A 22,167-nucleotide genomic window follows, 5' to 3' on the forward strand; every position below is an offset into this window, starting at 1 on the left:
TCCGAAGTTCGGAGCAGGTGTTGTGTTTTATCGTTCATTAAGCAGTAGCACAGAAAAATTGTAAGTTCTTCATTGGCCTCTGCATCTGCAGAGGGCTTTTCTATTGATCGGATCAATTCCATTAATCGCAATACTCAAGTCATTTAACTAACGAATCATATTCATGAGGAACAAACATATCACCAAATTTCTTTCTCATCATTATTTGAGTTTGTAATGCTTGTTCATAATTAGAACCCGTAGCAATGAAAGCCAAATTCTTCTCTTTAACATCTATCCAGTTAGTAGATGGCCAAATATTGATGTTTTCAAATCTATCATCAAACCACATTAGACCGTATTGATTTATTTCGTATGGTGCGGAGGAGTCTAGATAAAATAGAGTACTCATATTTATGCCTTTATTTCTTTTAGTGATATATACAGTGACCTCTTGATCTTTTGTGAAGTCATAGGCATCTATTGAGACATTTCCAACAAATTTCTTTTGACCAAATATTGGTTTATATAGTGTCCCATTAACCTTAATTATGGTACTTTTAGCTGAAGAAGAGTTGTTAAGGGTGAACACGACGGCAGTACGTTCTACGTTAACCTTTTTCGGGAAATTGTAGTTATATAAAAACAAAGCAACACCTATTAGCACTAAAAATAGTACAACTGAAATTAAGGTTATAGGTTCCTTTAATCTCATAATTCCCCTCCAAATCTCAACTTCAAATAATTGAAATCTATTACAATAAATAACCCATACCCATAGGCATAGCAGGGGGAATAGTTTGAACGGTTTTACCATCAATCCCGGTAAGAGTAATTTTTGTTATGAAAGAAGTTGCAGTAGGCCCGCTGAGATAATAATTTATTGCGGCAGAAGAATCTCTATGATACAGGGCAGTATAACTAAATTGTTTCGATGATCCCTGATTTATTGTTGCATTTGTTGTGGCACCAGTTGTTGTGGCACCAGTTGTTGAAGCATAGCTAAACGTAGGAATAGAATATGCACTAGCGCCGCTAACTGTACTAGTAATTAATGCTAAACTTTGATAAGAATCAGAAATAAAGTTCTTTACCGCGTCATATATAGTTATGGTAGCACCTACATAACTATTAAATGAACCAAGAGTAGTTGTCGCAGCTGACACCAAAAGATTGGAAGCCCCCGCTTGAATTTGAGTTTGAAAGAAACGTTACTCCCGTATTCTTGAGTGCAGAATTTTGAGCATTAGATTCTGCCGTTACATGTTGAACTTCATATGTAACCCCATTTTTGACCCAGTTAGACCGGAAACTAGACCAAACAATATTTGTGCTCGCCGGTAAATCAACAAATGGTTGTATTTGTGAGCTGTCTGTTCCTAAGAATTTTTTGTCCTATTACAACTTGTGCTTCCTCTGGAGTTAAATAATCTACCCCCAAAGATTCTAGTTCCTTCCCTAGCTTTTCATATTCTATTTCGTAGCCAGCCTTATGTTCTCCCAGTAGATCCGCTCTTTCTTGATAAATCTTACTAATCTGTGCTTCGACATCGTTGTTGTTGCTACTTGAAGCGCTTACAACACCTCTTGATCCAAGAAGTAAAGAACTAATCAGTACTAATGAGGCAATTTTTCGGTATATTAGATTCCTCTTTTTTACCAAAAATACTATATTTCGGATTTTTATTAGTATATAAGATCTTATGAAAATCTGTCAATGATTAACATAATCGAATGAAGGAGAGATTCAGGAATGCGCTTCGAGAGTACCATACAAGGGAGATATGATTGTAACTTCTGATGGTCGTAGGTAACTTTGTGTCATTGACTTTTGCGTGTTCTTCTAATTCCTCAAATGAAATACTTGTGAAGCTCACGTGCTCTTCTCTTACTTTAGGGGCTTCGCCAACAACGCCTACAGATAAACTTTCTTCATATAAAAGCTCCTTTAATTTAAAAGGGTCTATATAATCCAGAGTGAAAGTAATGTAAAATATAACCTTTATTATATTGTATAACCAATATATAGTGGTAAAGGAAATTTTGAAACTGTGGCGTGTTAGCGACTGTCCGAAAGCTTTCCGAAGGAAAATTCGCCTCGTTAGCAGAGGTTGTCTCCGGAATCCGACCAATTGATACGGTAATAACAAAGAAAACTGGAGACAAATCCGGTTGGAAGAACGGATATTTCCGTAGTCACGATCGTTAGCTGTTATAGCTGGCAATCCGAATGTTATAAAACTCACATTAACCTAAGCCATAAACCTATATAATCTCTAAGGTTGAACTTTTGAACTAAATTCATTATTTTTCAGGAGGACTTTAGAGTATGAGATATAAAGCATTAGAGCTCGACAAACCGCTTACTTATGAGCTGGAAGGGTTAGAAATAGGGGTAACTTCGAACTGTAATTTCCGCTGCGATTATTGCTGTGCATATAATAGAAATGATGGACAAAGCATCAAAGCCAAAGAGGTCATCCGCATTCTGGACGAACTTCCAGGCCTTAAAAGAGTACGCTTATCAGGTGGAGAAGTGACGCTGAAATTCGATGACTGTGTGGAAATTGTAACCTACTGCGCATCCAGAGGGATTCAGACACAGTTAAATTCCAACGGCAGTCTTTTAAATGCTGAACGAATTGGCCAATTGGTCTCCGCAGGATTAACGACTATACATATTTCCTTCAATTTTACTACTGCGGAAGCTTTCTCAAAATATTATAATATTCATCCAAGCATCTATGAAAAAATAAGAGAAAATATTACCCTATTCGCTGCAACAAGTGTGGATACCGTACTGGAGACGCTGCTGTTCAGTGAAACCCAGGATAATATGAAGGAGATCAGCGATCATGTCTACGCAATGGGCGTGCGCACACATGAAATTCAGAACAGTATTATCATGGATCATACGGGTTGGAAGTCTATAGCTGCACGGGAACAATTAAAGAATGCAGTGAGCGAGCTGATCGCACGGAAGAAAGAAGATACGATTCTGTATTTCACCTGTATGGACCGCTTTATGGACGCCCTTGGGTTCGAAGAGCAGCCGGGTATGTATTTTCCTCACTGTATTGAGGGGAAGAAGCAGCTTCATCTGCATGGAAATGGCGACATTTTGATTTCAGAGCTTTGCCATCCGGTGATTATCGGCAACATTTATCAAGGAACTTCACTAAAAGATTTATACAATAATATGCCGGCGCCATTGGCACAGTTTTTGGATAAGCAACCCTGCCCAGCACTGGATGCATTGTTTCCACAAGGCATAGAAGTTTAACACTCTATATAGATTACTTCGAGGGACCAATTTAAGAATTGGTTCCTATTTTTTTATGGTAGACTTAATAAAAAACAAAGATAAGGGATGTATGAGCTTCATACATAAGGTGTACTGCCAAGTGTTTGCTAATATAAGAAATGGACTCATCAAATCTAATGTTGTTCTAGAAAAGATTATGCCGTTATTAACACCCACGGCCATCGTGGTCGGCGTACTTAACGAAAGCAGACTGCTGCCGTTCACAGGTCTCGTGCCCTGGATTTTCGCTGTAATGACGCTGATAGGGAGCTTGAAGTCCAATCTAAAGGATCTGCTGGGGGTACTTCTGAAACCTCAGAAGCTGATTATTCTAATGGTAATTTTACATATTGTAATGCCGCTGATCGGCTGGCTTGCAGCCATGGCTTTTTTTCCGGGAGATCCATATACAGTAACTGGTTATGTATTGCTGTTCGCGATTCCTACAGGTGTTGTAAGTGTGGTATGGGTGTCGATGTACGGAGGGAATATTGCGCTGACATTGGCGCTTATTCTGATTGATACGCTCTTGTCGCCCATTGTTGTCCCGGGTACCTTATATTTGCTGATGGGAGCGAGTGTTGAAATTCAGCTAGGCGATATGATGAAAGGGCTGCTATGGATGGTAGTCATTCCTTCTGTAGTTGGGATGCTGCTGAATCAATGGACAAAAGGGAAAGTAAATACGGTATGTGGACCGCCGCTTGCTCCGTTTGTTAAAGTCGGATTGTTTGTAGTTGTTTCTATTAATGGGGCCAGCATTGCCCGTTATCTGAAACATCCGGATGGCAAATTAGCGATCATTATTGGAGTGACCTTCATAACCGTTGTGCTTGGCTATGTGATCGGAGCTTTGGTGTCACGCCGTTTCCGCTTTAGTTATGAAGATTCCGTTGCGGTGCAGTTTAATTCGGGTATGCGGAATTTAAGTGCAGGAGCTGTATTAGCGGTGAAATATTTTCCTCCTGCTGTTGCGCTTCCAGTAATTTCGGGGATGTTATTCCAACAAATACTCGCTGCGATGTCTGGTCTATTTTTACGTAGTAGAACTAAACGACTGTTAAGTGAGGGTGCATTAATGCAAGCGAATACGGTCTCTCAGCTAGAACCACATAGTTCATCTAGGACAGATGACAGGCCTTGTTAAACATCTTGTGAAGGATATATGACCTAAAAGCTGTGATATTTTATTCATTTACATGAAAAATTTCGACATTTTATGATATATTTCTTATTTTTGCGCGATTTATATTCACTATTCAACTTTGCCACCCGATAGTAATTGTATTATTTACAATTTCATTGTTCGCAAATGAACAAGCAGTCGGAAGGATGAAAAGAATATGAAGATTCGTCTAAAGTTATCACTTGTTATGATAGGTGTGACCCTTTTATGTATTTCTGTAATGGGGATATTTACGTATTTGAAATCAACTCAGGCGATTGTGAATCTTACTGAGAATTCTATGAAGCAGGTCAATACGAACAAAGCTCAGACTATATCAGCCATGATAGCAAAAGAGCAGAGAAGTACAGAGCTTATTGCGAGCCGTTCGGAAATTGTTGATCTACTGCTGCAAGCTGGGAATGGTGGAGTTAACAAAGGCGATAAGCTTCAGAATGAGGTGAACGCCAGTCTACAAAGCATTGTGGAGGAAGCGGGAAACCTTGAGCACATTCTAGTCAGTGATATGAAAGGTATTAGTGTGGCTGACAGTGATACTAAGCTTATAGGGACAGATTTTAGTGAAAGAGATTATACGAAAAGAGTAATGGAGACGGCTGAGCCTGTGATCAGTGAAACGCTGAAATCAAAATCTACAGGAGCTTATGTAGTGGCTTTTGTACAGCCCGTAAAGAGTAATGGAAAGATGATTGGATTTATTGCATCGGCTGTTTCCGCAGATAGTATGATTAAGTATTTGGCCGATACCAAAGTGGTAAACACGACGAGCTCCTACGCTTATTTACTGGATGAGAACGGCAATAAATTATATTATCCGGATAAAACACAAATTGGTCAGCCTATTGAGAATACGCAGATCGCAGCTGTTATGGAGCGTGTGAAATCTGGTGAGAAGGTAGCGGATGGCCTGCTCAATAATACATATAATGGTGTGGAAAAAAAATCAACCTATACAGTTTTACCTGAGACGCACTGGTTGCTTGTATTAACCGCAGACCTCGATGAAATCGTGAAACCTGTCACTGATATGAGAAATTTCAACTTATTTCTTGGTGTGGGAAGTTTGATTATTGCCTTGCTGATTGCTCTTTATTTTGCTAAAAAAATCTCTTCTCCGATTGTTAAACTAACGGACATGATTAATAAAACGGCAGAATTGAATTTAACGCATGACTCAGAGTATGAGTATTTGACTAAAAACAAAGATGAGACAGGGACGATCGCCAAAGCGATGTTCAGCACTCGGGCTACACTTCGTGAGATGGCTGGAAGCTTAATTACGATCTCGTCCAAAGTGCTTGAAAATGCAGAAACGCTGGAGAAGCTGTCTATAGATGTGCGGGAAAATGCCCACGATAATTCAGCGACTACGCAGCAGCTATCGGCAGGTATGGAAGAGACCGCAGCCTCCACAGAGGAAATGACAGCAGCAATTACTGAAATTGATAACAATGTATCCGGGATCACCAATAATGTGAAGGAAGGCGCTGCCGTTTCTAGACAAATTAGTGAGCGGGCGCTGGCTCTCCAAGATGAGGCAACAGAATCTACGACGAATGCTAAACAAATTTATGAATCCGTGCGAATGGATATGGAAAAAGCGATTGAGCAGTCGAGCGCGATTGCAGAGATTAATGTACTGACGGATACGATTCTCTCCATTGCCAGTCAGACCAATCTGCTGGCCCTGAATGCAGCTATAGAAGCGGCAAGAGCGGGTGAGGCAGGTAAAGGTTTTGCGGTTGTAGCTGGTGAGATTCGGAAGTTGGCTGAGAAGTCGTCTAAGATTGCGGCCGGAATTCAAGGTGTGGTAACAGGTGTTTATTCCTCTGTTGAATCCATGAAGGAGAATTCTGAGGCATTACTTTCTTTTATTGACCAGAATGTCCTAGCAGATTATGAACGATTAACTGAGGTAAGTCAGCAATACAACAGTGATGCTGCCACCGTAAATACGCTGTTAAAACAATTCGAGAGCGCAGCTGATCATTTGAGTATGGCTATATCAAGTATTAATATTGCCGTTAATGAGGTAGCTGCTACAGTAAACGAGGGAGCTATAGGGATTCAGGATATCGCGGTAAAAACGGCGGATATCGTGGAAAAAACATTCCTGGAGGTTACTATGGCTGATGAAAATACTCAAAGTGCCAAAGAGCTTCAGGGGTTAGTAGATAAGTTTAAGATCTAAGGGTTTGAAATGAATTAAGGGAATCCTTATCTCTTTTTCATAAAATATTAAGCTTGCAGGGTTATAGTACATGTATAACCTCCCTTATATATAGACTTTACCCCGCCGGTCGCCGGCGGGGTCTTTTTTTTATGCAGATCTTTTTAGGAGGATATCAGGCAGCAGTTTAGCCAGTAATAAGGTAGATAGCTTCATCTAATGGAACTATAACTTCTGTTTGTTCCTTCATATCCTTCAGCCGCACCTTATCCACACTGGATTCACTCTCGCCGATCAGAATAACGTAACGGATTTTTTTGGATGAGGCTGTGGCGAGTTGCTTTTTAAGTTTTCTTTTACCGGATACCAGAGTGGTCCGGATAGAACAGGCACGGAGCTCGGCGGCTGCAATTAAAGCCTGTGGGAGCGTCTCGCCAATCGGAATGACCATAACCTCTGCTGTCTTGCGCTCTTGGATAGGACGTTCTGCAAGGAGCGCCATGATAGACTCCATACCAAAAGATAAGCCAACCGTAGGATATTGAATATCCTCTCTGCCCACTAGCTGTCCGATGATAGCGTCATATCTGCCTCCACCACCCAAGCTTGAGGTAAAGGAACCGGATGCATCAAAGATCTCGTAGACGGTTCCAGTGTAGAAAGAAAGCCCGCGAGACAAGAAGGGATCGAAACGGCAAGTCTGCTGCAGCTGAATGTCTTGGAGCAGCTTTTGCAGGACAAGAACCTCCATTGCTCCCGGTTGTCCGGTAAGACTATATTTTTGGCATAACTGCTCAAAGCTTGGATTGTCCATTTCAATAAGTTCTAGAATAGCAGCGATGGTTGTAGGATCTATTTCCTTGCTGATCAATTCATTTTTCACGCCGCTGAGGTTGATTTTTTCTAATTTATCCAAGGTTAGCATAACGGACAGTTGGTTCTCGGCAGGTACACCCAGCGATTCCAGAATCTCACCGAGAAAACGTCTGTTGTTCCATTTTAGGATGATCGGGATGTCCAGCTTGCGAAAAGCTTCTGTGGCCAGCTGCATCAATTCAGCTTCCGCCTCAGGTCCTGAAATACCAACAACATCAACATCGCATTGCAGAAATTCACGCAGGCGCCCACGTTTCACGGGACCATCACGGAATACTTTTCCGATCTCATAACGCTTGAAGGGGAACTCTATTCCGGGATTTAAAGCGATCACTTTGGCAAAAGGGATGGTCAGATCATATCGTAAGCCCAGCTTGCGGTTACCTTGATCGGTTAGTTGGTACATCTCCTTGAGAATTTCATCCCCACCTGCATATTTCGAGGTTAATAACTCCAGTTCATTTAATAATGTGGTGTCCATGGATTCAAAATCATAGAGTTCGAACAAATCCTGCAGCGTATTTTGAATGTTCTTTCTGAGCGCCTGCTCTTTTCCGAAGTAATCATAAGTTCCTTTAATGTTTTGCATCGTTAGTAGCTCCTTTGAATTGGCATAGTTTAGAAATAAAAAAACGCGCAGGACCTCATGGTCCTGCGCGTGATCTATGCCGCAGGGAGGCCAACGCGAGTAGCGTTAGCCTCCCTGAGAATTTCAGGGTTGCTAACGCTGTTTGTGATAATAATGAAGTTGATTCAGCATGATTGTTATGGTGTTCATCAGAATCAATTCCCTTCGACATTTTGATTACTGCCGATTATAGCGGATCATTTGGAGTCGTGCAAGTAAGAATTTGTTATAACGAAGATTTTTAGTAGGCGAATGGACAGGCAATCAGCTATAATAGGGCTTCGATATTTCATAGGTGAGGGGAGTTTGTTGACGATGAATCAACCTTTAATAATAGCCCGGGCGGAAGAATTTGTGAAAGAACAACTAGGACAAGATACTACGGGGCATGACTGGTGGCACACCCATCGGGTCCGCAGCACGGCATGTGAAATTGCTGAGATCGAGCGTGCGGATATTTTTATCTGTACGATGGCAGCCTTGCTGCATGATGTTGCAGACGAGAAGCTTAATCCGTCAAAAGAAGCAGGTCTGCTTAAAGTCCACACTTGGCTTACGGCAAACCTTACAGAGGAGGAGCAAATTCGTCATATCATGCTGATCGTTGAAACGATGTCTTTTAGTGGTGGTGGAGGAGAACCTATGCAGACTCTGGAAGGTCAAGTGGTGCAGGATGCAGATCGACTAGATGCACTTGGCGCGATTGGCATTGCCAGAACCTTTATTTTCTCAGGCGCAAAGGGACGTCCGGCTTATGATCCGGAAGTTTCTCCACGCGAGGAGTCGCTGCAGAAGGAATACAGGGATTATAGCAAAGGGACGGCTGTGAATCATTTTTATGAGAAGCTGTTGAAACTAAAATTCTTAATGAATACGGCTTATGGACGCAAGTTAGCGGAAGAACGGCATGATTTCATGTTGAATTTTCTGGACCAGTTCTATAAGGAATGGAATCAAGGACGCCAATAACTGTTATAATGATAAGTATGCACAAGATGGAAGGATCGCGGAGTTTCCGCTTTAACCAGAACAATCGGCATAGAAGAGGTTGAACGATGAGTGAATTGCAATTTAGAGATTATGAGTTAGACGAAGAGATAATTAAAGCACTGGATGTTCTGAAATTTATGACACCTACGGAGGTACAGAGCAAGGTAATTCCTGTAGCTTTGCAGCAAAAGGATCTGATTGTGAAATCGCAAACAGGCAGTGGCAAGACGGGAGCTTATGGTATTCCGCTTTGCGATCTGGTGGATTGGGTGGAGAATAAGCCGCAGGCTTTGATTCTTACGCCAACTCGGGAGCTTGCGATGCAGGTGAAAGAGGATATTACGAACATCGGACGTTTTAAACGGATTAAAGCAGTTGCTCTTTTCGGCAAGCAGCCCTTTGCCCCCCAAAAGATAGAGCTTACGCAAAAAACACATGTTGTCGTAGGTACGCCTGGACGCGTATTTGACCATATTGAAAGAGGCACACTTCCGCTAAATCGAATCAAATATTTGATCATCGATGAAGCTGACGAAATGCTGAGCATGGGCTTTATTGAGCAGATCGAGAAGATCATTAAGCAGCTGCCCAAAGAGCGAGTAACGATGTTATTCTCAGCTACCTTACCCGAAGTCATTAAGAATTTGTGCCTAAAATATATGAGCGATCCAACGGATATCGAGATTCAGGCAAGTGGAATTACGACGGCTACGATTGAACATGCGTTGATTGAAGTGAGACAAGCTGCCAAATTCTCTTTGCTAAGCGATATCATAACGGTGGAGAATCCGGATAGCTGTATTGTTTTTTGCCGTACGCAGGAGCAGGTGAATGCTGTATTCAGAGGACTGGCGGATCTGGAATATCCTTGTGATAAGATCCACGGGGGTATGGAGCAGGATGAGCGCTTTGAGGTCATGAATGCTTTTAAAAGAGGGCAATTCCGCTATTTAATCGCTACCGATGTGGCGGCTAGAGGGATTGATATCGAGAATATCACCCATGTGATTAATTACGATATTCCACTGGAAAAAGAAAGCTACGTGCATCGTACAGGCAGAACCGCGCGTGCAGGCAAGACAGGTAAAGCGATCACTTTTGTCACTCCGAATGAGCAGAAGTGGGTAACTGAAATCGAAAGCTATATTGGCTTCAGCATTCCGCATATGAAAGCTCCTTCGGACGACGCAGTGGCCTACGCAAAGGATGCGTTCGAGCAGAAGATCAATAAGCAACCTGTCCGCAAGAAGGACAAAAGCGAAAGCTTAAACAAAGAGATTATGAAGCTATACTTCAACGGCGGCAAGAAAAAGAAGCTAAGAGCCGTCGATTTTGTCGGCACAATAGCAAAACTTGAAGGTATTTCCGCCGAAGATATCGGGATTATCTCGATTCAGGACAATGTGACCTACGTGGATATTTTGAACGGTAAAGGCGCAATGGTACTGCAAACGATGAGAGAGACCACCGTGAAGGGCAAGCAGCTGAAGGTTCATATTGCGAAAAAATAAATCAAGGATGACAGCTTATTGCTAAGCTCCTTGCAAATATGCCGCTACTGATGCGGTTTATATGAAGAGGGAGTCGTGTTCACAACACGGCTCTCTTTTTATTTGTTGTTGTATCTCAGTATCTCCATTTTTTCATTGTAAAATTATAGAAACTAGAATATAACTTGTGAGAGGTGATAGATTGAAAGGTGAATCTAGAAGCACAAGGATGAAAGTACTCCTACAAGTCACCATTTGGGAATGAAAACGGGGAAGTTGGAAGTAGAAGTAGTAAAAAAAATGTTTATAATGTATGCAGCACCAATAATTCTTCTGAATGTGTCTTGCAAGATAGCTTTAAAGACGGAAAAGCTTAGGTACAACATTTCTTGGTTAGTTATTAGTATTGTTCCTAGCACGAGAATTCTATTTTATTTAAAAGAATTACAAGGAAAAGAGTCTAGAGGTTCAGGGGTTGTTGATTTAAGTTTTTTTGATATTAAGCCTGACTTTGATCAGATAAGTCTTATCTATTTTTTTTCTATAATATATTTAGGTATTCAACTAGTTTTGATTTTTTTACTACTGATCATGATAGTAACGAAAGAAAAATCAATAGCTGACTAGCATAATGTTCTTGTACATACTAGGAATGCCGAAATGAACGGTAAAAATCCCGTACAATTGGTCGATTCAGCTGGAAGTGGCGAAATAAACGGTAGAACTCCCGTACAATGTGCTGATCCTGCTGGAAACGTCCAAATGAACGGTATAAATCCCGTATAATGCGCTGATCCAGCTGGAAGTGGCGAAATGAACGGTAGAACTCCCGTACAATGCGCTGATCCTGCTGGAAACGCCGAAATGTACGTAGAACTCCCGTACAATGCGCTGATCCAGCTGGAAATACCGAATTGTACGGGAAAAATCCCGTACATTCAGCCAGCATGTTATGTAACCCAAGAGACAACACCATAATGGTGTCGTCTCTTGGGTTTTTTCGGCGCTAAACGGATCTGATAACGCAGATCCGTTCAGCTTAAGTAAGATAAGAGCGAAAATAATTAATTTTAGTTCCATAAATGGAAACAAATGTGATATTATGGCGATATAGAGCCCATACTTCACGGATGACCTGCCTAGCTTGGTTCCTCCTGAGGATAGGCTCTGATTTTTTTATGAGGAAGGTGGTGTGGCCCGAGCGGTATCGGGGACAGGAAGAAACGAAGCCATAAGGTTCGAACCTAACTCAGAAGGGAGAATCGAAGCGATGAAAAAAGGAACTTTTTTGAAAGCGCTTAATTTTGTTTTGGTTTTATGTTTGCTTGTACCTGCGTATTGGGCTGCACCCGCACATGCGGAGAACACGCTTATTCAGCAAAGCGATTTTGAAGATGGCACTGTTCAGGGTTGGAGTGGACGTGGGGAAGTTGAGGTGCTTACAGCCAAAACAGATGCGGCACGCAGCGGCACATATGGCCTGGAGGTAAGCGGCCGAACAAAAACGTGGCATGGACCTTCACTGGATGTGACTAGCCAGCTGGAAGTGGGACAAACTTATGTGTTTATTGGATGGGTGAAGCTGCCTGCCGGATCATCCAACGCGAATATCTATATGTCACTGCAGCGGACATTACCTTCTACCATTCATTATGACAATTTGACCTTTGGAGCAGTGACAGCGAACGGTTGGGTGAAGCTTCAGGCGCAGTACAAGCTATTGGAGCCGGCAGATCAGCTTTCTATTTATTTTGAAGTGCCGGCTAGCGCGACAACTTCTTTTTATTTGGATGATTTTCGATTGGAAAAGCTACCGGATCTCGGTCCAATTGTCATCGAGGATGCGATTCCTTCGCTGAAGGATGTGTTTGCAAACAAATTTCTGATCGGCTCGGCGTTTACGAATAGTGAGCTTCTGACAGCTCCGGATCGGCAATTGTTGGCCAAGCATTTTGATAGTGTGACGCCAGGAAATGTTCTGAAATGGGACAGCACGGAGCCGCAGGAAGGTGTGTTTAATTTCGCTGAAGCTGACACGGCAGTAGCTTTTGCCACCGCAAATGGACAGCAGGTACGTGGACATACCCTAGTCTGGCATTCGCAGACACCGGATTGGGTGTTCCGTGACGCCAGCGGTAATTTGGTCTCCAAAACGGTGTTATATGAGCGGATGAAGAGTCATATTAAGACTGTTATGGAACGTTATAAAGGTGAAATCTATGCTTGGGATGTCGTCAACGAAGTGATTGACACTTCGCAATCTGATGGCATGCGCCGCAGCCTGTGGTACCAGATCGCGGGTGAAGAGTATATTGAGAAGGCGTTCCAGTTCGCTCATGAAGCTGATCCTAACGCAAAACTGTTCATCAATGACTACAATACCCATGAGCCAGCCAAAAGCCAAGCGCTATACAATCTGATTGTACGACTTCAGGCTAAAGGGGTTCCTATTGACGGAGTAGGGCATCAAACGCACATTAGTTTGTATTATCCTTCGCTCTCTGAAATCGAAAATTCGATTATCAAGTTCAAGGCTTTAGGGCTGGAAACTCATATTACTGAGCTGGATATTAGTGTGTATTCTGATAATTCTCAAGCCTATGAGACCTTCCCTGATAATTTGAAGCAGCGCCAAGCGGCTTTATACAAATCATTATTTGAGATCTTCCTGCGGCACACGGATACGGTCACGAATGTCACTCTCTGGGGGAAGGATGACAGTAATACTTGGCTGCGCACTTATCCGGTAGCCCGTAACAATTGGCCTTTATTATTTGATGAGCGCCTTCAATCTAAGCCGGCCTACTGGTCCGTATTGGAGACAGTGGCAGCTCCCGTAGTTCCAGCAGCTCCTGCTAACTTGAATGCAGCTGCAGGCAATGGGCTCGTGAATCTTAGCTGGAGCACCTCGGCGGGCGCAACTTCCTATACGGTGAAACGGTCACTTACGAGTGGTGGCCCTTATACCACTCTGACTACGGCTACCGGGACGAGCTATAGCGATGCGGCGGTCAGCAACGGAACGACTTATTATTATGTTGTGAATGCTGTCAATAGTGCGGGTACGAGCAGCAATTCTGTACAAGCGATGGCTACACCGCAAGGCTCGGGGCCTGTCGAACCGGTCACCGGGCTTGCAGTGGCGTATCGGACAGCGGATACTAACCCAAATGACAACCAGATGAAGCCCTATTTTAATATTAAAAATAACGGCACAACTGCAGTCGATCTTAGCGAGCTGAGCATCCGTTACTGGTATACGATCGATGGAGACAAGCCGCAATCCTTTTTCTGTGATTATGCCCAGATCGGCAACAGCAAGGTAGCAGGCAGCTTTGTAAAGCTGGACACGCCCCGAACGGGAGCAGATTACTATTTGGAAGTGAAATTCAACGCAGGTGCGGGCATGCTTGCCGCTGGAGGAACTTCCGGGGATATTCAGACCCGGATACACAAGACAGATTGGAGCAATTTTAACGAGGCCAATGATTATTCGTTTAATTCACTTCAGACCGCTTATGCGGATTGGAACAAGGTGACCCTTTATCGGAACGGGGTGCTGGTATGGGGAACAGAGCCGCAATAGCGAAAGTAGGAGAACTGAGCTTTAATTGTGCCGTTTTTAATTTTTAGGGAAAACCTCCCTGAAAATAGCTATTTTTGCTGGTTACTTAGCTTTTCAGGGAAATCCTCCCTAAATATCGCCTGAATTCCACTATTATGAGTAAATTGGGGTGAATTGCGGGAGGTTTTCCCTGATTGCAGGGGTTAGAGCAATAAACCAAAGAAAATCAGGGAGGAATTCCTTAATCAAGCATCACGTTTGCTGCAAACAGAGGAGTTACGTGAAAAAGCAAGCCTAGTCGCCAAAAACATGGTGACTAGGCTTGCTTCATTTTTGCCCAGCTGTGGCAAATTACTTTTTAAAAGTTATATTGTGCCTGATGCAGACGGCTGTAAATTCCACCAGCATGGACTAATTCTTCATGTCTGCCTTGTTCAGCGATTCCTTCTTCATTCACGACCATAATCCGGTCGGCATTTTTGATCGTCGTCAAACGGTGAGCGATGACGAGTGTGGTTCTGCCTACGGACAGATCAGCCAGGGATTGCTGAATCGCGGCTTCGGTCTCTGTGTCCAGCGCGGAAGTAGCTTCATCCAGAATCAGAATCGGCGGATTCTTGAGGAACATGCGAGCGATAGCCAGGCGCTGCTTTTGTCCACCGGACAGCTTCACACCGCGCTCCCCGATGACTGTCTCCATTCCATCTGGCAGATTCTGAATGAGCTCCTCCAGATGAGCACGTCGCGCAGCTTCCCAGATTTCAGGCAGCTTTGCATCCAGTTTCCCATAGGCGATATTCTCGCGAATTGTCCCGGAGAACAGGAAAACATCCTGCTGCACGATCCCGATTTGTTTGCGCAGCGATTCCAGCTTCATGTCACGGATATCGATGCCATCAATCGTGATGGCCCCGGCTGTGACATCATAGAAGCGCGGAAGCAGGCTGCAGATTGTTGTTTTGCCTGCGCCGGACGGCCCAACAAAGGCAATGGTTTCGCCAGCCTTTACGTTAAGGCTTATATTTTGCAGAACCGGACGATTCTCTTCGTATCCAAAAGATACATCCTGGAATGTAATATCACCGCGCAAAGCGTTGATCTCCACGGCATCCGGTTTGTCACTGATGTCAGGTTCCGTGTCAATGATCTCCAGATAACGTCTGAAGCCGGCAATTCCTTTAGGATAACTTTCGATCACGGCATTGATTTTCTCGATAGGGCGGAAGAAGATATTAGACAACAAGATAAACGCCACAAATTCACCGATTTGCAGCTCGCCATTGATAAAGAACCATGCGCCGCAGATCATCACCAGGATGGTAATGAGGCGGGTCATCATATAGCTGACGGACAAGCTTCTAGCCATGATTTTATAAGCCATAAGTTTTGTTTTGCGGAACATTTGATTATCTACTGCGAATAGCTCTTGTTCATGCTGCTCATTGGCAAAAGATTGCACGACCCGAATCCCGCCGACATTATCTTCGATACGGGCATTGAAACTGCCTACATTTCCAAATAGCTGGCGATAAGTTGAAGTCATATTGCGGCCGAAGTAGATGATTACCCAAGCCATAATTGGAACGATAATAAAAGTAATAATCGCCAGCTTCAGATTAATATCAGCCATTAGGAGAAAGGCTCCGACAAGGGTCATGATTGCAATAAATACATCCTCAGGACCGTGATGCGCCACTTCGCCGATATCATTTAAGTCATTGGTGATTCTTCCGATTAGATGGCCTGTTTTATTATTATCAAAGAATCGGAACGAGAGTTTCTGAATATGGTCAAACATTTTTTTGCGCATATCAGTTTCGATATTTATGCCCAGCATATGACCCCAGTAGGTGACAATATACTGCATCACCGTATTTAAGGCGTAGATCGCCAGCAGCGCAACACAAGCGATAAGAATAAGCGGCCAATCTTGACCAGGAAGCAAATCATCAATAAATTTATTGACGGCTACCGGAAAAGCCAGTTCTAGCAGTCCCGCAAAAACAGCGCAGGAGAAATCCAATATAAATAATTTTCTATACGGACGATAGTAGGAAAAAAACCTTCGAAGCATTCTGTTCACTCTTTTCTGTGGTTTAAATATGAGTTCAAATGAAATTGATTCTCAACTACCCGATGATATGGATACTAAAGATGGTCAGCGGTTTTGTCAATAATTCGGGTATAAAATTACTTAAGGGTTGTAACTTCTAATAGAATAGTAGATGATGGTTCATAGTGTTTAAAATATTTCAAATCCTTGACAAGCTCTGTGCTTGGCGGGGTTATTTGTTTGTAATTTAGGAGGATACACGATGAAAGCTTCACAAAGCGAAGGACACATTCAGAATAATAGCTTAATGGACAGCAAATATGATCGCTGGCTGCTTGTGCTGGGAATTATTTTTATCGCTGCAGCGCTGCGGGCTCCATTTACTTCTGTGGGTCCATTAATACAATTGATTCAGGATGACCTCGGCTTATCCAATACTCTAGCAGGAGCTATTACTACTTTACCATTATTGGCTTTTGCCATCTTGTCCCCGTTTGCTCCAAAGCTGGCCCGCCGTTTTGGTTTAGCTAATGTGTTATTAGTTGCCATGGTCATGCTGGCTATGGGAATTCTAATTCGCTCGGGATCTGGAGCAGGTCTGTTGTTCACAGGTACTGCTATACTTGGATTATCCATTGCCGTGTGTAATGTACTACTTCCAGGTCTTATTAAAGGGAAGTTTCCTCACAAAATCGGGCTAATGACAGGTATCTACACGGTTTCTATGAATTTATGCGCAGCTATTGCCTCAGGAATTAGTGTACCGCTGGCAACGAATGCTGGATTCGGTTGGAGAGGGACCTTGGCCATCTGGTTTATGATCGCAGCTCTAGCAACAGTGTTCTGGATTCCGCAAATGCGTAAGCTTAATCAAGGAACCGGCTCTAAGAGTGCAGCCTCAAGCAAAAATATGTGGCGTTCATCTCTTGCTTGGAAAGTCACGATCTTTATGGGCTTACAGTCACTGCTTTATTACGTCTTTATTGCCTGGTTTTCGGTTCTCCTCGGTGAACGGGGAATGTCGTCGAGTAATGCGGGTTGGTTTCTCTCGCTCATGCAATTGGCACAGCTACCCTTTACTTTCTTCGTACCGCTGTGGGCAGGCCGGATGAAGAACCAACGTATTCTAGTTATAATCACTGCTGTTCTTTATTTCATCGCATTAGGTGGCATCTGGCAAGGCAGCGGCGCTTTAATGGCTGTCTGGGCGGTATGCTTTGGTATTGCCGGAGGATTTGCCTTCGGTCTTGCGATGATGTTCTTCAGTCTAAGAACAAGAAGCACGCAAGAAGCGGCGGAGCTGTCAGGAATGGCCCAATCTGTGGGTTATGTACTGGCAGCAATGGGACCGGCATTATTCGGCTGGCTGCATGATGTAACGAACAGCTGGACGGTGCCATTGATTTTACTGCTGGGTGCAAGTGTACTGTTGATGGTTGTCGGGCTTGGCGCTGGCAGTGATCGGTATGTTGGAGACAGAAAATAGGATCCCGTGTAAAAAAGAGTGTACTAGCGCGTATTAAGCGCCAGTGCACTCTTTTTTTGGCTATTGAACATGAGAAGTATTTCTTATCTATTCTAGCTTCGTTTGTAAGCAACAATCCGGATTCTGCGATAATCCATTACCCAGCGGCCGTCCTGATATAGCTTGGATTTCAATTTCTGTTCCATAGAAGAGAGAACTTCTGCGCGTTCGGTCGGTGTGAGCACACTTAAGATTCCATCGGCAAAAGTATTCAGCCACCGCTGAAATCCTTGCTCCAAGCCTTCCAGTGGTGTTGGCCGGTCAAAACAAAGGGCGAGGTCCACGGTCAGTCCGTGCTTCTCTAGTAGAGTTGCATACTCGCCAACGCTTGGGAAGTACCAGGGCAAATGCAGCTTATGACTACAGCCAATGGCTGCAAAAGCTTGTGGAAGGCCAGCGACGATGGAAGCAATATTGCCCAGTCCACCGAACTCGGCCACGAAACGGCCGCCTACCCGCAGGCTGGCAACAATGGACGCCGCCGCTCCGTTTGCGTCTGTTAGCCAGTGAAGGGCAGCGTTGCTGAACACAGCATCGACTGGCTGTTCCGCGACATAAGTTTGCCCATCAGCTAAGACAAAGCTTAGATGGGGATGCTTGTCACGGGCTGTCTGAATCATTTCGGCAGAGGCATCAATACCTGTCACAGTGGCGCCCTTAGCAGCAATGGCTGCCGCCAAATCCCCGGTTCCACAGCCCCAATCGATAATCTGTTCGCCTGGCTGTGGGTGAAGCAGCTCAATCAATGATTCTCCAAACTGAGACACAAAGGCCATATCAGTATCATAGGTTTGGGTATTCCACTGTTGGTTCATAAGTATTCATCCTTTCTATTGATCGATTATTCCGACATCTCCGTCATAGCGCCTTACTTTATCTATGTTGTACCATAGGAGGCTTTATAATAGAAATATATAAACTGAATAATATTGATTGGTTATACCTATGAGTCTATATGAAGCCTATTTCAATAACACAAAAACCTTGCGTTTTAAATGCAGAGGGAGTATAGTATTATGTACAGGCGGTTTTGGTCGCCAGTTACATAATATGCGGTCATGGCGGAATTGGCAGACGCGCTGGCTTCAGGTGCCAGTGGTAGCAATATCGTGGAGGTTCGAGTCCTCTTGACCGCATCCTATCAACAAAAACAGGTTTCTGATTTACCTATTCAGGTAGATTGGAAACCTGTTTTTTTATTGAATCAGGTTCGAGTTCTTCTTCGAAAAAATACTTACTTAGCTAAGTATTGATATTCATCGATTACTATGTTATTATTTTCACAATCTTAAGGAGGAGGTAATAAATATGTTAACTACTTTTAAAGCGACAGCTAAAAAACTGCCTAATGGAATGCAAGTTGAAACCAATTCTAGAGGTTTTAAGATTATTATGGACGAACCAGAGGATTTGGGGGGGACCGATGTTGGTTTGAATCCCGTCGAGGCGTTATTGTGTGCCTTTGGTGCATGTCAGTCCATTGTCGCTAGTGCCTTTGCAGACGCTAACGATTTTAGCTTCGAAGAATTTTATGTTGAACTTGAAGGAGACTTAGATCCGGATGGTTTCATGGGTCTTGCAGATGTGAGAAATGGTTTCCAAGAAATTCGTTTTGTTATGCATTTTAAAACCAACGAAAGCCAAGAAAAGGCAGATGCTTTTGCAGACTTTATCGAGAAGACATGTCCTGTTGGAGATTGTCTTGCTAACGGTGTGAAGCTGGTAAAAGCAGGCGTAGTCATTCACTAATACATTCGCTTGAGGGGGCTCTTTATGAGTTCCCTCAAGGATATGAGGAGCATAACGATGGAAATAAAAATGTCTATGATTCCAGGTGGCAAAAAGGGGAAAGCAGGCAAGATAAATGTAAATATCGGAGACAAGATATCTGCAGGAGATACCTTGGTACAGATTGAAACTGGAAAAGGCAACAGATCGATTGAAGCGGCAGAAGAGGGTATTATTATCAATATATTATTTGAAGAGGGGAGCGAGATTGCCTCAAATCAAGTCTTATTTGAAGTAAATCCGATCCAGGTGGAGGCTCCGGTCCAATCATCTGTCCCACAACCTGCAGTCGCCGTGCAACAAACTCATGCTATAAACCCTGACTTGCTTATCATTGGAGCAGGACCAGGAGGTTACGTTGCCGCTATTTATGCAGCAAAAAAAGGACTTCAGGTAGCGATGATTGAGAAAGAAGAATTAGGAGGTACCTGCTTAAATGTTGGCTGTATCCCTACAAAATCTTTAGTCAAATCATCTGAAATCTGTCATGAAATAAAAAACTCCTCTTTGTTTGGTATAACAACAGGATCTGATCTTCAAGTGGATATGAAGCAGGTTATTCGTCGTAAAAATGAAGTCAAAGAGAAATTGGTCTCCGGCGTTGGTTATTTAATGGAAAAAAACGGTGTTCAGGTTGTTCGCGGCCACGCTTCGTTCCTATCGGCGCATGAAGTGAAGGTAACCGGCGAAAATAGTTACCATATTTCAGCAAAAAATATCATTGTGGCAACAGGCTCGAGGATTTCCAAGGTGAATATCCCAGGAATTGATCTGCCATTTGTAATGAACAGTACTGAAGCGCTCGCCTGCGAAGAGTTACCAAAGGTAATAACTATCATCGGTGGTGGGGTTATCGGCATGGAATTCGCCTTCATTTACCGTAACCTAGGAGTTGAAGTTCATGTTGTAGAATTTATGGACCGTCTGCTAACGATGCTGGACAGTGATATTTCGGTAGAAATTATGTGTTTAGCTCAGCAGGCTGGGATTCATATTCACACCAACTCCAAAGTTTCCAAAATCCAACGTGCGGATGATGGTCAGGCGATTGTAACCTATGAGAATAGTGAGGGTGAGCATCTGCTAGTTAGTGAAAAAGTATTGGTCGCTATTGGACGCGAGCCTAACCTAGAGGGTCTGGATATCGAAAAAGCAGGTATTCAACTAAATGAACGTGGTAAAGGTATTGCCGTTGATAAACAAATGCGTACGAATGTAGAAAATGTGTATGCGATTGGCGATGTAACTAACATTATTCAGCTTGCTCATGTTGCTTCACATCAGGGCATTACGGCTGTAAACACCTTACTCGGTGAATCCCAAGATATGCATTATTCCGCGGTACCGAATGTAATTTTCACCTCTCCAGAGATTGCCAGCGTCGGGCTGTTGGAAGATGAATGTAAGGAGAATGGGCTGGACTATCGTGTGAGTAAGGTATCTTTTGCAAGTAACGGAAAAGCATTGACAATGAATGAACCGGAAGGTTTTATCAAATTAATCAAAGATAATGGCTCCGGACAGATTGTGGGAGGGTCTATCATTGGTCCCGATGCGTCTTCTCTGATTAGTAGTCTTACACTTGCGATTGCCAATGGGCTTACGGAACAACAGATTACACAGACAATCTTTGCCCATCCAACTACTGGGGAAGTAATTCATGAAGCTGCATTCGGTTTAGGAATTGGGGCGTTGCATCAAGGATAAGTTGTTCTAAGTATCTCGGGAGATGGATCCTGCTGCAGCCTAAATAAATGAACTATGTGATCACTTGAAAAGTATGTTCAGCTTCCTTAATATATTTTGCTATAATAAATTAGAAAAGAGTTGATTATTTTAAGATAAAACAGTTGGGATTGGTTGGTGTAAACAGTGTTTAATTTAGATGACTGTATGGCCTTTATTGCAAACCGTAGTGCAAAAATATTCGCGGAAGCCTTGGAAAAGGAATTTCGGCCGTATAATATGACCCGGAGCCAATGGATTGCGATGTATTACATCTATACCAGTGAATCCATTACCCAGAGAGAACTAGCAGATAAAATGTCTATAAAAGAGCCCAGCGTAGTCAGGCTGCTTCAAAAATTAGAATCTGAGGGTTTCTTGCATCGCTCTGGCACCCATGCGGATAAGCGAGTCAAGCAGTTGGAATTGTCAGATAAGGGAGTACAGATCTATCTCGATTTACTGCCGGTTGCCGAAAAGTTTAAAGATGATACGATCACCAATATTTCCGAACAGGATCTTCAAACGTTTAAAAATGTACTAGGTGTCATGGTTAAAAATGCCTCAAAAGAGAGACCATAAAAAACTATGCAGAACAAAATAAAGAATAGGTCAGGTTGGGTATGTTCCTTTTTTACATATCTTATCTGGCCTATTTTTTTGTATAGACTTTTGTAGTTTTAGAATCTGTACGAACAATGTCTGCTAACGGACCGTATGGCCGCTATTATTGATTTTTGGCACATTTTACAGAGGTTTCGGACTGCATAGCGCTTATTGCTAAGGAATCGTGTGAAAAGCGAGTGTTTGGAGACGAATAGCTGCATCTGAGTCCGAACGTAAGCTGAAACACGCTATTTTTCGGAAATAGCGGCATCTCAGTCCGAT

18 protein-coding genes and 1 tRNA gene are annotated in these 22,167 nt (G+C 43.1%); 12 read left to right on the forward strand and 7 right to left on the reverse strand.

Translation table 11 applies throughout. The features are described from left to right. Window positions 1-139: 139 nt before the first annotated feature. The 3 genes from MHH46_RS09960 to MHH46_RS09970 all read right to left on the reverse strand — a co-directional run bounded on the left by MHH46_RS09960 (window position 140) and on the right by MHH46_RS09970 (window position 1,642). Window positions 140-694, reverse strand: coding sequence for a hypothetical protein (locus tag MHH46_RS09960; RefSeq protein WP_076191281.1), 555 nt, complete (start codon window positions 692-694; stop codon window positions 140-142). Window positions 695-734: 40 nt separating this feature from the next. Further along, on the reverse strand, window positions 735-1,145 hold the full coding sequence (locus MHH46_RS09965) for a hypothetical protein (protein WP_139330050.1): 411 nt from the start codon (window positions 1,143-1,145) through the stop codon (window positions 735-737). 179 nt (window positions 1,146-1,324) lie between these two features. Continuing rightward, window positions 1,325-1,642, reverse strand: coding sequence for a hypothetical protein (locus MHH46_RS09970; RefSeq protein WP_076191286.1), 318 nt, complete (start codon window positions 1,640-1,642; stop codon window positions 1,325-1,327). A gap of 666 nt (window positions 1,643-2,308) precedes the next feature. On the opposite strand from MHH46_RS09970, the gene MHH46_RS09975 reads away from it, so the two are divergent. The 3 genes from MHH46_RS09975 (at window position 2,309) to MHH46_RS09985 (ending at window position 6,660) form a co-directional block, all read left to right on the forward strand. Next, the gene (locus MHH46_RS09975; RefSeq protein WP_076191288.1) at window positions 2,309-3,262 is read left to right on the forward strand and encodes a radical SAM protein; all 954 of its coding nucleotides are present in this window, start codon (window positions 2,309-2,311) and stop codon (window positions 3,260-3,262) included. Window positions 3,263-3,440: 178 nt separating this feature from the next. Continuing rightward, complete coding sequence (locus MHH46_RS09980; protein ID WP_340397907.1) at window positions 3,441-4,430, forward strand: bile acid:sodium symporter family protein; 990 nt, start codon at window positions 3,441-3,443, stop codon at window positions 4,428-4,430. Window positions 4,431-4,626: 196 nt separating this feature from the next. Then, on the forward strand, window positions 4,627-6,660 hold the full coding sequence (locus MHH46_RS09985; RefSeq protein ID WP_076191290.1) for a methyl-accepting chemotaxis protein: 2,034 nt from the start codon (window positions 4,627-4,629) through the stop codon (window positions 6,658-6,660). A 166-nt stretch (window positions 6,661-6,826) separates the two neighbouring features. On the opposite strand, the gene MHH46_RS09990 is transcribed toward MHH46_RS09985, so the two are convergent. Beyond that, a complete protein-coding gene (locus MHH46_RS09990) occupies window positions 6,827-8,104 on the reverse strand; it encodes a histidine--tRNA ligase (RefSeq protein WP_076191292.1) in 1,278 nt (425 codons plus the stop codon). Between the two features lie 354 nt (window positions 8,105-8,458). On the opposite strand from MHH46_RS09990, the gene MHH46_RS09995 reads away from it, so the two are divergent. The 3 genes from MHH46_RS09995 (at window position 8,459) to MHH46_RS10005 (ending at window position 11,250) form a co-directional block, all read left to right on the forward strand. Further along, complete coding sequence (locus tag MHH46_RS09995) at window positions 8,459-9,112, forward strand: HD domain-containing protein (protein ID WP_076125041.1); 654 nt, start codon at window positions 8,459-8,461, stop codon at window positions 9,110-9,112. A gap of 86 nt (window positions 9,113-9,198) precedes the next feature. Then, on the forward strand, window positions 9,199-10,644 hold the full coding sequence (locus MHH46_RS10000; protein ID WP_076191295.1) for a DEAD/DEAH box helicase: 1,446 nt from the start codon (window positions 9,199-9,201) through the stop codon (window positions 10,642-10,644). A gap of 240 nt (window positions 10,645-10,884) precedes the next feature. Next, complete coding sequence (locus MHH46_RS10005) at window positions 10,885-11,250, forward strand: hypothetical protein (RefSeq protein ID WP_076191297.1); 366 nt, start codon at window positions 10,885-10,887, stop codon at window positions 11,248-11,250. 66 nt (window positions 11,251-11,316) lie between these two features. Here the strand turns inward: MHH46_RS10005 and MHH46_RS10010 are convergent, their stop codons facing one another. After that, complete coding sequence (locus MHH46_RS10010) at window positions 11,317-11,703, reverse strand: hypothetical protein (protein ID WP_405132595.1); 387 nt, start codon at window positions 11,701-11,703, stop codon at window positions 11,317-11,319. Window positions 11,704-11,893: 190 nt separating this feature from the next. Between MHH46_RS10010 and MHH46_RS10015 the strand changes: the two genes are divergently transcribed. Next, window positions 11,894-14,209, forward strand: coding sequence for an endo-1,4-beta-xylanase (locus MHH46_RS10015; RefSeq protein ID WP_076191303.1), 2,316 nt, complete (start codon window positions 11,894-11,896; stop codon window positions 14,207-14,209). Between the two features lie 337 nt (window positions 14,210-14,546). Here MHH46_RS10015 and MHH46_RS10020 read toward each other — a convergent pair whose 3' ends face one another. Beyond that, entirely contained in the window at window positions 14,547-16,262 is a 1,716-nt protein-coding gene (locus MHH46_RS10020; RefSeq protein ID WP_076125049.1) for an ABC transporter ATP-binding protein, read from the reverse strand. A gap of 286 nt (window positions 16,263-16,548) precedes the next feature. Between MHH46_RS10020 and MHH46_RS10025 the strand changes: the two genes are divergently transcribed. Next, complete coding sequence (locus tag MHH46_RS10025) at window positions 16,549-17,727, forward strand: MFS transporter (protein WP_248549329.1); 1,179 nt, start codon at window positions 16,549-16,551, stop codon at window positions 17,725-17,727. Between the two features lie 92 nt (window positions 17,728-17,819). On the opposite strand, the gene MHH46_RS10030 is transcribed toward MHH46_RS10025, so the two are convergent. After that, the gene (locus tag MHH46_RS10030; protein WP_076184332.1) at window positions 17,820-18,581 is read right to left on the reverse strand and encodes a methyltransferase domain-containing protein; all 762 of its coding nucleotides are present in this window, start codon (window positions 18,579-18,581) and stop codon (window positions 17,820-17,822) included. Window positions 18,582-18,818: 237 nt separating this feature from the next. On the opposite strand from MHH46_RS10030, the gene MHH46_RS10035 reads away from it, so the two are divergent. From MHH46_RS10035 to MHH46_RS10050, 4 genes are all read left to right on the forward strand, one after another. Then, window positions 18,819-18,902: transfer RNA gene (locus MHH46_RS10035), tRNA-Leu, on the forward strand. A 172-nt stretch (window positions 18,903-19,074) separates the two neighbouring features. Beyond that, window positions 19,075-19,515, forward strand: a complete 441-nt coding sequence (locus tag MHH46_RS10040; RefSeq protein ID WP_076125055.1) for an OsmC family protein — start codon at window positions 19,075-19,077, stop codon at window positions 19,513-19,515. Window positions 19,516-19,572: 57 nt separating this feature from the next. Beyond that, window positions 19,573-21,261 (forward strand): dihydrolipoyl dehydrogenase, encoded by a 1,689-nt coding sequence (gene lpdA, locus MHH46_RS10045; protein ID WP_076191305.1) that lies wholly within the window; start codon window positions 19,573-19,575, stop codon window positions 21,259-21,261. Between the two features lie 186 nt (window positions 21,262-21,447). Further along, window positions 21,448-21,861 (forward strand): MarR family transcriptional regulator, encoded by a 414-nt coding sequence (locus tag MHH46_RS10050; protein ID WP_312149251.1) that lies wholly within the window; start codon window positions 21,448-21,450, stop codon window positions 21,859-21,861. Window positions 21,862-22,167: the final 306 nt, after the last annotated feature.

The organism is Paenibacillus sp. FSL H8-0175 (assembly GCF_045040615.1).
In the GTDB taxonomy this organism is placed as follows: domain Bacteria; phylum Bacillota; class Bacilli; order Paenibacillales; family Paenibacillaceae; genus Paenibacillus_AQ; species Paenibacillus_AQ odorifer.

What these genes read in the sequence shown, in the direction of transcription:
- MHH46_RS09960 (WP_076191281.1), bottom strand. Translation starts at nt 694, where the DNA reads ATGAGATTAAAGGAACCTATAACCTTAATTTCAGTTGTACTATTTTTA.
- MHH46_RS09975 (WP_076191288.1), top strand. Translation starts at nt 2,309, where the DNA reads ATGAGATATAAAGCATTAGAGCTCGACAAACCGCTTACTTATGAGCTG.
- MHH46_RS09980 (WP_340397907.1), top strand. Translation starts at nt 3,441, where the DNA reads ATGCCGTTATTAACACCCACGGCCATCGTGGTCGGCGTACTTAACGAA.
- MHH46_RS09985 (WP_076191290.1), top strand. Translation starts at nt 4,627, where the DNA reads ATGAAGATTCGTCTAAAGTTATCACTTGTTATGATAGGTGTGACCCTT.
- MHH46_RS09990 (WP_076191292.1), bottom strand. Translation starts at nt 8,104, where the DNA reads ATGCAAAACATTAAAGGAACTTATGATTACTTCGGAAAAGAGCAGGCG.
- MHH46_RS09995 (WP_076125041.1), top strand. Translation starts at nt 8,459, where the DNA reads ATGAATCAACCTTTAATAATAGCCCGGGCGGAAGAATTTGTGAAAGAA.
- MHH46_RS10000 (WP_076191295.1), top strand. Translation starts at nt 9,199, where the DNA reads ATGAGTGAATTGCAATTTAGAGATTATGAGTTAGACGAAGAGATAATT.
- MHH46_RS10005 (WP_076191297.1), top strand. Translation starts at nt 10,885, where the DNA reads ATGAAAACGGGGAAGTTGGAAGTAGAAGTAGTAAAAAAAATGTTTATA.
- MHH46_RS10010 (WP_405132595.1), bottom strand. Translation starts at nt 11,703, where the DNA reads ATGGAACTAAAATTAATTATTTTCGCTCTTATCTTACTTAAGCTGAAC.
- MHH46_RS10015 (WP_076191303.1), top strand. Translation starts at nt 11,894, where the DNA reads ATGAAAAAAGGAACTTTTTTGAAAGCGCTTAATTTTGTTTTGGTTTTA.
- MHH46_RS10020 (WP_076125049.1), bottom strand. Translation starts at nt 16,262, where the DNA reads ATGCTTCGAAGGTTTTTTTCCTACTATCGTCCGTATAGAAAATTATTT.
- MHH46_RS10025 (WP_248549329.1), top strand. Translation starts at nt 16,549, where the DNA reads ATGGACAGCAAATATGATCGCTGGCTGCTTGTGCTGGGAATTATTTTT.
- MHH46_RS10030 (WP_076184332.1), bottom strand. Translation starts at nt 18,581, where the DNA reads ATGAACCAACAGTGGAATACCCAAACCTATGATACTGATATGGCCTTT.
- MHH46_RS10040 (WP_076125055.1), top strand. Translation starts at nt 19,075, where the DNA reads ATGTTAACTACTTTTAAAGCGACAGCTAAAAAACTGCCTAATGGAATG.
- lpdA (WP_076191305.1), top strand. Translation starts at nt 19,573, where the DNA reads ATGGAAATAAAAATGTCTATGATTCCAGGTGGCAAAAAGGGGAAAGCA.
- MHH46_RS10050 (WP_312149251.1), top strand. Translation starts at nt 21,448, where the DNA reads ATGGCCTTTATTGCAAACCGTAGTGCAAAAATATTCGCGGAAGCCTTG.